The organism is uncultured Caballeronia sp. (assembly GCF_964243625.1).
GTDB lineage: Bacteria > Pseudomonadota > Gammaproteobacteria > Burkholderiales > Burkholderiaceae > Caballeronia.
The window spans coordinates 1-7,732 of sequence record NZ_CAXTGZ010000279.1; the positions used below are offsets into that span (position 1 = coordinate 1).

At 60.1% G+C, this 7,732-nt stretch carries 8 protein-coding genes and 1 pseudogene; 4 read left to right on the plus strand and 5 right to left on the minus strand.

Annotation, left to right across the window (positions count from 1 at the left end; translation table 11 throughout):
• The 4 genes and pseudogenes from ACFFAR_RS18760 to ACFFAR_RS18775 all read right to left on the minus strand — a co-directional run.
• Positions 1-203: pseudogene (locus ACFFAR_RS18760) on the minus strand (glutathione synthase); the annotation flags it as partial.
• 148 nt (positions 204-351) lie between these two features.
• Positions 352-1,641: a glutamate--cysteine ligase gene (gene gshA, locus ACFFAR_RS18765; protein ID WP_056358120.1), complete on the minus strand. Its 1,290-nt coding sequence runs from the start codon at positions 1,639-1,641 to the stop codon at positions 352-354.
• 290 nt (positions 1,642-1,931) lie between these two features.
• Positions 1,932-3,419, minus strand: coding sequence for an ammonium transporter (locus ACFFAR_RS18770; RefSeq protein ID WP_062168827.1), 1,488 nt, complete (start codon positions 3,417-3,419; stop codon positions 1,932-1,934).
• 34 nt (positions 3,420-3,453) lie between these two features.
• Positions 3,454-3,792 (minus strand): P-II family nitrogen regulator, encoded by a 339-nt coding sequence (locus tag ACFFAR_RS18775; protein ID WP_031364354.1) that lies wholly within the window; start codon positions 3,790-3,792, stop codon positions 3,454-3,456.
• Between the two features lie 476 nt (positions 3,793-4,268).
• Between ACFFAR_RS18775 and ACFFAR_RS18780 the strand changes: the two genes are divergently transcribed.
• The 3 genes from ACFFAR_RS18780 to ACFFAR_RS18790 all read left to right on the plus strand — a co-directional run bounded on the left by ACFFAR_RS18780 (position 4,269) and on the right by ACFFAR_RS18790 (position 6,227).
• A complete protein-coding gene (locus tag ACFFAR_RS18780) occupies positions 4,269-4,535 on the plus strand; it encodes an accessory factor UbiK family protein (RefSeq protein ID WP_075359339.1) in 267 nt (88 codons plus the stop codon).
• A gap of 116 nt (positions 4,536-4,651) precedes the next feature.
• Positions 4,652-4,963, plus strand: coding sequence for a magnesium chelatase domain-containing protein (locus ACFFAR_RS18785; protein ID WP_375508257.1), 312 nt, complete (start codon positions 4,652-4,654; stop codon positions 4,961-4,963).
• Positions 4,896-6,227 carry a YifB family Mg chelatase-like AAA ATPase gene (locus ACFFAR_RS18790; RefSeq protein WP_375508258.1) on the plus strand — a complete coding sequence of 444 codons (1,332 nt, stop codon included), beginning with the start codon at positions 4,896-4,898 and terminating at the stop codon, positions 6,225-6,227. The genes ACFFAR_RS18785 and ACFFAR_RS18790 overlap by 68 nt, the downstream gene beginning before the upstream one ends.
• A gap of 379 nt (positions 6,228-6,606) precedes the next feature.
• Here ACFFAR_RS18790 and ACFFAR_RS18795 read toward each other — a convergent pair whose 3' ends face one another.
• Entirely contained in the window at positions 6,607-7,164 is a 558-nt protein-coding gene (locus tag ACFFAR_RS18795; protein ID WP_375508259.1) for a hypothetical protein, read from the minus strand.
• A gap of 172 nt (positions 7,165-7,336) precedes the next feature.
• Here ACFFAR_RS18795 and ACFFAR_RS18800 point away from each other — a divergent pair.
• Positions 7,337-7,732: redoxin family protein (locus tag ACFFAR_RS18800; protein ID WP_174363182.1), on the plus strand; the 396-nt coding region annotated here is incomplete at its 3' end.

Genomic DNA, 7,732 nt, shown 5'->3' on the forward strand with positions numbered 1-7,732 from the left:
GAGCTCGCCGAATCCGCTTCGTCGCCGACGATGGTTATGCGCTGAACCGTCCCTTCGACCTTGCCGTCAACCCACGCCAGATGCTGCGGCTCGCACGCGTAGATCGTGTGTCCGCGACGCGCGGCTTCGGCCATCATCGCGTAGGTCGTGTCTTTGTAGATCTTGAAATGATCGAGCGGATCGGCGATAAAAAGGATGTCCATAAGCGTCCAGAACGGCCGTTCGGCCTTGGTTTATTCGGTAAGAAGCGGCAGCGGTCTGCAATACGCGATTTTTAACACGTTGCGTGCGTTCGCGCCTGACGTGCAAACGGCCGCAACTCGTGCGGCCGTCGTGCTCCGGATTCAAAGCTTAAACCTGAATGGCTTCCGGATCAGTCTTTTCCAGTTCCACCGATGCCGCCAGCAATCCCAGCCGCGCCACCACGCCATACATGTAGAAGCGGTTCGGCGGTGCTGCGCCGGGTTTCGCGTGGGCATCGGGCAGCGCGGTGTGCTCGAAGCCGAGCGGTACGAAATGCATGCCGGGCGCGTTCAGGTTCTGGTCGCGATCCCGCGAATCGTGCACACGATAAAACCCGCCGACCACATACCGGTCGATCATGTAGACCACCGGCTCGGCGACCGCGTTTTCCACGCGCTCGAACGTATGCACGCCTTCCTGCACGATCACGTCGTGCACTTCCAGGCCGTCCTTCGCGTCGTTCATCTTGACGCGCTCGCGCTTGGTCAACGCGGCGACTTCGCTGGCGTCATGCACGGTCATCACGCCCTTGCCGTAGGTGCCGGCGTCGGCCTTGATCACCACGTACGGCTTCTCGCTGATTCCGTATTCGCGATACTTCTTCGCGATCTTCTTCAACACGCCGTCGATGGCATCCGCCAGTTCCTGCTCGCCCGTGCGCGCCTCGTAATCCACGCCTTCGACGTGCGCGAAATACGGGTTGATCATCCACGGATCGATTTCGACGAGCTTTGAAAACTTCTTCGCGACGTCGTCGTAACAGGAAAAGTGATTGGATTTCCGGCGCACCGCCCAGCCAGCATGCAGCGGCGGCAGCAAGTATTGTTCGTGCAGGTTTTCAAGCACCGGCGGAATGCCGCCCGACAGATCGTTGTTCAGCAGAATCGAGCACGGGTCGAAATTCTTCAGGCCGAGGCGGCGCGGCGTGCGCTCGAGCGGCTCGAGAACGATCTTCTGGCCATCCGCCAGCGCGATCGTCACCGGGCCATGAATGTTTTCATCGAGCGTGCCGAAGCGGATATTCAATCCGGCCTGACGCATGATGGTCGCGAGCCGCGCGACGTTCTCCAGGTAAAACGCGTTGCGCGTATGGCGCTCCGGTATCACCAGGAGGTTTTTCGCATCAGGGCAGATCTTTTCGATCGATGCCATGGCGGCCTGCACGGCAAGCGGCAACACTTCGACCGGCAGGTTGTTGAAACCGCCGGGGAACAGGTTGGTGTCGACCGGGGCAAGCTTGAAACCCGCGTTGCGCAGGTCCACCGAGCAGTAGAACGGCGGCGTGTGTTCTTGCCACTCCAGCCGGAACCAGCGTTCAATGGACGGCGTCGCGTCGAGTATCTTCCGCTCGAGATCGAGCAGGGGGCCGTTTAACGCCGTTACGAGATGCGGAACCATTGATGACTCGCGGACTTAAGAGGAAAGATTGTAGAGCAAATGCCTCATCTATTTGGGTATGAACTCCCTTTTCCCAAGCCTATTCGCACGGTTCGTGCCGTCTTTCGCGAACATTTCACCTGATCCGAATCTGTCTTCCTGCACAAAAACGGGACAAAAAAATGCCCGCCGTAGGACGGGCGGGCAAAATCGCTGCGCTTATCTCGGAGCCATGCTGCTATTGCTTTCCACATACTCCGATTGAAGCCGGGGCCTCTCGCGCCCCTGCCGCAACCGGTCTGAAACATTGTTTATTCGACGTGCTCGCCATGCAGCGTCACGTCCAGGCCTTCACGTTCTTCTTCTTCCGTGACACGCAGGCCCATGACCATGTCGATGATTTTCAGCAGGACGAAGCTCATCACGCCGCTGTACACCAGCGTGGTCAGAACGCCCTTGGCTTGCAGCAAGATGCTGCCGTCGGCGCCGCCGATGTCCTTCACCGCGAAGATACCCGTCAGCAATGCGCCGAGAATACCGCCCACGCCGTGCACGCCGAACGCGTCGAGCGAATCGTCGTAGCCGAGTTTCGTCTTGAGCCACGTAGCCGACCAGAAGCAGACCACGCCCGCCGCAATACCGATCACGATCGCACCGGTCACGCCAACGTAGCCCGAAGCCGGCGTAATCGCCACCAGGCCGGCAACCGCGCCCGAGATGATGCCGAGTACCGAAGGCTTGCCCTTCGCCAGCCATTCGGCAAACATCCAGCCGAATGCAGCAAAAGCCGTTGCGATTTGCGTCGTGAGCATTGCGAAGCCGGCACGGCCGTCAGCCGCCACTGCCGAACCCGCGTTGAAGCCGAACCAGCCGACCCACAGCATCGATGCACCAATCAGCGAAAGCACGAGGTTGTGCGGCGCCATGACTTCGCGGCCATAACCGACACGCTTGCCGAGCACCAGACAGCACACGAGACCTGCAATACCGGCGTTGATGTGAACCACCGTGCCGCCTGCGAAGTCCAGGATGCCGGCCGTTGCGAGCCAGCCCGTCGGTTCCCACACCATGTGCGCGATCGGCGAGTAGACGATGATCGACCACAAGCCCATGAAGACGAGCATCGCGGAGAACTTCATGCGGTCAGCGAACGCACCGGCGATCAGCGCCGGGGTGATGATCGCAAACGTCATCTGATAGACGAAGTAGACCGATTCCGGGATCGTCGGGGCCAGGTGGCTGACGGTCAGCGTCGTGGCCTTGTCGCCCTTGATGTAGTTCATGCCGTGCAGGAACACGCGCGAGAATCCGCCGATGAACGAGTTACCCGGCGTGAACGCCAGCGAGTAGCCGACGACCGTCCAGATGATCGTGACCAGGCAGCAGATTGCGAACGACTGCATCACGGTCGCGAGCACGTTCTTCTTGCGCACCATGCCGGCGTAAAAGAGTGCGAGGCCCGGGATCGTCATGAACAGGACGAGAGCGGTGGAGGTCAACATCCAGGCGGTGTCGCCCGAGCTGATCTTCGATGAATCCACAGAGAACGGTTCTGTCGGGGCAGCCGGTGCGGCTGCTGCGTCCGATGCGCCGGAAGCCGGCGCTGCGGCCGATGCTGCTTCCGCGCCGGAAGCCAGTGCCGTATTGGCGCTGACCGGAGACGCGGAATCTGGTGCGCTTGCAGGCGCCGCCATGGCCGACGCAGCCGCGGGCGCCGATGCATCCTGCGCCATCACGGTGCCGGCGCTCACTCCCAGCAGCGACCCCGCCATCAACAAGGACATCAATAAATTGCGCATTCTTGTGTTTCCTCTTATCGCCGTTTCGTTTTTTTTAGAGAGCGTCCGCGCCGGTTTCACCGGTACGAATGCGAATGACTTGTTCGATCGGGGTGACGAAGATCTTCCCGTCGCCGATCTTGCCCGTGCGTGCTGCGCGCTCCACCGCTTCGATCGCCTGGTCGACGATATCGTCCGATACCGCTGCTTCAATCTTCACTTTCGGCAGAAAGTCGACCACGTACTCGGCGCCGCGATACAGCTCCGTGTGGCCCTTCTGGCGGCCGAAGCCTTTTACCTCGGTGACGGTGATGCCCGAGACGCCGATCGCCGACAACGCTTCGCGTGCTTCGTCGAGCTTGAACGGCTTGATGATTGCGGTAATGAGCTTCATGTATCCCTCGCGTGTGTGTCGAACAGAGTTGGCGTGTTGGCGCTTGCTCTGGTCCCATGCCTGATCCTTTGTTGCCTCGTGCCATCGCGAGCGGCGTCTCATGCGCCACGCCGCTTTGCCCATCGCCCGGAAAAGCGCGTACGGACAAGGCCGGGGCCACTTATGCAACTCGTATGCCATGCGAGCCTATACGCATGCTCATCAGGGCTTCGCGGGGTCCCGGCCCGCTCCTTAGACCGGATGGCTAACGGTGCTTCCATGTGCTGGCGCGTACCGTGGATCGTTGCTAGAGTGCACGCAAGGTCAGGCACGAAGTTCAGATTCTTTGGGCGTGACGAAACGCCGCGTCAACGGACGAGTTGGGCGCAGCCGCCATCAGCTTTCACGCTATGACGCACCAATTTGGATCATGAAGAATTTCGTGGCACTGAGCTAACAATGAATGCACTTTTATGGTGCGCAAGAGGAAAGACCGCATGAAACAACCGAACGACGTATTCAATGACTTCCAGGCCAAGATGAGCGAGCTGCTCAAGAATTCGCCAGCCAAGGACATTGAAAAGAATATGAAAGCCATGCTTTCGCAAGGCTTCTCGAAGCTGGATCTCGTCACGCGCGAAGAATTCGATACCCAGACGCAAGTGCTCGTGCGCACACGTACCCGGCTCGAAGAGCTCGAACGGCGTGTGGCGCAACTGGAAGCAAAGCTGGGTGGCGCTACGTCATCGAGTAGTCAGGACTAAGGGCTAGAAGCTGAAAAAGCGTGTCACCGGCTAAGCGAGCCGTGATGTTGAATCAATAAACCGCCGCCTTGCGATTGCAATTGCAACGACGGGGCGCGGGCAGCGGGGAAAAAATCATGTCGCTTGCCGTGGTGCGCAGCCGCGCGCCCGCTCCTGGGCGCGCGCCCGAGGTGACCGTCGAGGTTCATCTCGCCAATGGATTACCTTCGTTTTCAATCGTCGGCCTGCCTGATCTTGAAGTCCGCGAAAGCCGCGAGCGCGTTCGCGCCGCCCTTCAGAATTGCGGCTTCGAATTTCCCGTTCGCCGGATCCGTCAACCTTGCCCCTGCCGATCTGCCGAAAGAAAGCGGCCGGTTCGACTTGCCTATTGCGTTGGGCATCCTTGCAGCGAGCGGTCAGATTCCCGTCGAGGCGTTGTTGCATCGTGAGTTTGCGGGCGAGTTGTCGCTGACCGGTTCCATCCGGCCAATGCGCGGCGCCTTTGCGATGGCGTGCGGCGCAGCGCGGCAATATGCGGGCGTCGTTGCAATGGAAGGTGGGTTCGTGCGGGACACCGACGTGCGCATGCCTGAGATTTATCTGCCGGCCGCGAGTGCATCGGAAGCCGCGCTCGTGCCAGGTGTCGAAGTATTTGGTGCGCCCGATCTGCCCACTTTGTGTGCACATCTTTGCGGCTCGGAAAACGGCCGCCTCACGCCCGTTCGTGCCGCAACGCTCGGCTCCCGGCTAGACCGGCGCCCACCCTTGCCCGATCTCGTCGATGTCATCGGCCATCCCGGCGCACGGCGTGCACTGGAGGTCGCGGCGGCCGGCGGACATCATCTCTTGATGGTCGGACCGCCGGGCGCAGGCAAATCGATGCTCGCCGCGCGATTGCCCAGCCTTCTCCCACCCATGACAGACGAAGAAGCCCTGTCCTCTGCGGCGATCCTTTCCGCGAGCATGCTTGGATTCTCCCCGGCTCAGTGGCGCCAGCGCCCGTTCCGGGCACCCCATCATTCATCGAGTTCGGTGGCGCTTGTCGGCGGTCGCAACCCGCCGCAACCTGGCGAAATCACCTTGGCGCACCTGGGCGTGCTGTTTCTCGACGAGCTGCCGGAGTTCGACCGGAAAGTGCTCGAAACGCTGCGCGAACCGCTGGAAGCCGGCCGGATCACCATTTCACGCGCCGCGCATCAGGCCGACTTCCCGGCTGCGTGTCAATTGGTCGCAGCCATGAATCCGTGCCCGTGCGGCTGGCGCGGCGATCCGAACGGCCGATGCCGCTGCACACCCGAGATCGCCGCTCGTTATCTGCGCAAACTTTCAGGACCACTGCTCGACCGCATCGACATCCAGATCGAGCTACCCGCATTGTCGCCGGCGGAGTTATCGGCGAGGAGTGGGTCTCTGGGTGAGACAAGCGCAGTCGTGGCGCGCCGTGTCGCCGATGCACGCGAGCGCCAGCTTCAGCGCCAAGGCAAGACAAACCGGGAACTCGATGGCCGGGAAGTCGACGCGGTCTGCCGCCCGGACGCGGCCGGCGAAGCCTTGCTGCGCGAAGCGGGTGAGCGCTTCGGATGGTCGGCGCGAGCGTATTACCGTGTGCTCAAAGTGGCGCGCTCGATTGCGGATCTGGCCGCCGCCAACTCACCCACGGCGGGGCATCTGGCTGAGGCGATCCAGTATCGGCGGGCTTTCGCCGCGGTATAGGCCGCCTGCGCGTCGTCGTAGAAAGAAATTCGCGTGTCAAGACTTGACTTATGCACACTGGGCCGTTCTTTGTTTCCTTAACATCAGATCAAACCCCAGTTTCGGCAATGAAGCACAGGCCGTTGAATTTATTGATCTTTTTCCGATGCCGCGAATCAAGGCAAAGTAAGGAAAGCCGCGTCAGACGGGCGCTTGCGGCTCACCGGACGATGTTTTCCACAAAGTTATCCACAACCTCTGTGGATAGTTCAAAAAACTGAGATAAATCCGAGTTTTAGCCTTAAAACCTTGTCCAGATTCTTCGTCGTGAAACGTTGTCGTGGCGTTATTCAACTAATGAAATGGCGGTAAATGCGGAAGGCCGAATGCCTGCGAATACTTAATAAAGTTTGAACGACGAGAAAAACTGATCGATCTGCTCGGCCGGAGGCGCTTTGGTTGAAACGATCGCAAGTTGATAAGCGTGCATTCCTTTCGCGATGAAGCGAGCGCGAATCTGGCGTGTCTCGCGATTCTGGCCGTCATCGCGTGTGCCGTTCACCTCGATTTCCGATCCCGGCAGCTTGCCGCCTGCCGCAATTTCGATCAGAACCGGGTGCGCAGCCGGAGCGGCGTTCACATTGCGCGCCAAACCATGTTGGAGAAAATCGAGCGCGGCTTGCTGCGTTGCGGCGTCCCCGTTGGGCAAGTCAACCGTTCCCACGGCAAATACCGCGTCACCGGCTTCGGCGGTCTGCATCTTCATGTGCATCGGCTTTCCGGCGATCTCTATATCCCGCGCATCCGAGCGGGGTTTGGCGGGGAATGTGACTTCGTAGGCGTCGTCGTTGTTCTGAATGGTGCGCCAGTCGTAGGCCGGCGTGCAGGCGAGCAGCGCTACAGCGCTAAAAGCCACCATCATGGATTTGAGGACTACGGTTCGCGAAGATCGGTTCATGAGCAAAGCAAAAAGAGAAAACGTAATTATCCGCTGTCCGAACCGACGGCGCTGTTGGCCGCGCCAGAGCGGACTTTTCAGCGGAGACGCTTTTCTGGGATTCGGGCTAAAATGCGCAGCATCCGGTCACACCGACGCAATTGCCTTATATCGAGCACGCTCGAGGTCTCCCATGTCAGAGAATTCACAGGTTTCATTGGCGCGCAGCAAGAGCCCGCTGCGCTATATCGTCATGGCGGTCGTGGCGGGCGTGATTGCGTGTACCGGCTTTTTCGCGTTCGGCGGCCAGCAACGCGTGCCGGACGCCACGTTCACGCTTTTGTCGGGCCAGAAGGTTTCGACCTCGACCGATCTGAAGGGCAAGGTCTACCTGATCAACTTCTGGGCAACAAGCTGCGAAACGTGCATGAAAGAGATGCCGCAGATGATCAACACGTATAACCGGTTCAAGGGCCGCGGCCTGGAATTCGTCGCCGTCGCCATGAACTACGACGCACCGATGTACGTGAACAACTACGCGCAGACACGCAACCTGCCGTTCAAGGTCGCAATGGACGACGGCAGCGCG